Consider the following 890-nt stretch of genomic DNA (forward strand, 5'->3'; position numbering starts at 1 on the left):
GCACCCTGACTTCTGACTGATTTCACGGTGAATGACGTTGGGTTCTCCAATCGACGTTCTAGTGCGACCTTCTGTGCTTTCTCTATCTTACGCGCAACGCTGGTTAGCGCCTGAGCCATAGCGAACGGGATTTGCTTTCGTATCTTTGCCAGTTGGTTGGAAAGATCATTCAATGTGGCCATATTCATTCCCCAGACAAATAATCCTGCATTATTGGGCTATCATTATTCGAATCACCTATAATGAATTGGCCAATCACAGGAGTTCATATGAAAAAATTAGTCATCCTGTTAGCCGCATTACTTTCGTTTGGTGCTAACGCTAAAACCCGAGTCGATGTGTCTAAAATTCATGGGAACATTAAAGTTGTTAGCTCTGGTGCGGACTATAAGGTGAAGATTGTGAACTCATCACCCGACCTGAGAGTCAAAGTTGTGACCAGTTCCGCGAGTGCGCCGAGTAAATGGAAAATGGTAAATTCATTCCCTGATTACAAGATTCAGTTCGTCAACGCATTCCCTGACTTTACTATCAAATACGTCGATTCGTTCCCCGGCCCAGTCAAGTAATTCACTATAAGTTGGGTCTGCATAAAACTGATATAAAACTCTGTACAACCCACTCAGTGAATAGCTTGTTCAGAATTTGCCGTCTCTCCGGCTGTCACATCACTTCTTCTGCCTACAGCGGATGTTGCTGATAATGACCGTCCTACACGGTGGCATGGGTTATTTTGATTCTGTCGGTACGCTTGATGCTAAGGAAACAGGTCTCAGCTAATACCGGCAGACGGCGATAACCCGGCGCAAATAAAAATGCCACCAGTCCGTGTGCGTTAGGTACGCGGTGGGAACGAAGTGACAGCGTGCGTTATCAATATTCCTTTAACC

1 protein-coding gene and 1 pseudogene are annotated in these 890 nt (G+C 45.4%); one reads left to right on the forward strand and one right to left on the reverse strand.

Features of this window, described 5'->3' with window-relative positions; all coding sequences use genetic code 11:
- Positions 1-182 (reverse strand): annotated as a pseudogene (locus Xhom_RS25090) (hypothetical protein); the annotation flags it as partial.
- 87 nt (positions 183-269) lie between these two features.
- Between Xhom_RS25090 and Xhom_RS25095 the strand changes: the two are divergent.
- Positions 270-569 (forward strand): 7(1) septoil knot domain-containing protein, encoded by a 300-nt coding sequence (locus Xhom_RS25095; RefSeq protein WP_069315961.1) that lies wholly within the window; start codon positions 270-272, stop codon positions 567-569.
- The last annotated feature ends 321 nt before the right edge of the window (positions 570-890 follow it).

Source organism: Xenorhabdus hominickii (assembly GCF_002632725.1).
In the GTDB taxonomy this organism is placed as follows: domain Bacteria; phylum Pseudomonadota; class Gammaproteobacteria; order Enterobacterales; family Enterobacteriaceae; genus Xenorhabdus; species Xenorhabdus hominickii.

Excerpts from the sequence above, each read along its gene's own strand:
- Xhom_RS25095 (WP_069315961.1), top strand. The coding sequence starts at position 270 with ATGAAAAAATTAGTCATCCTGTTAGCCGCATTACTTTCGTTTGGTGCT.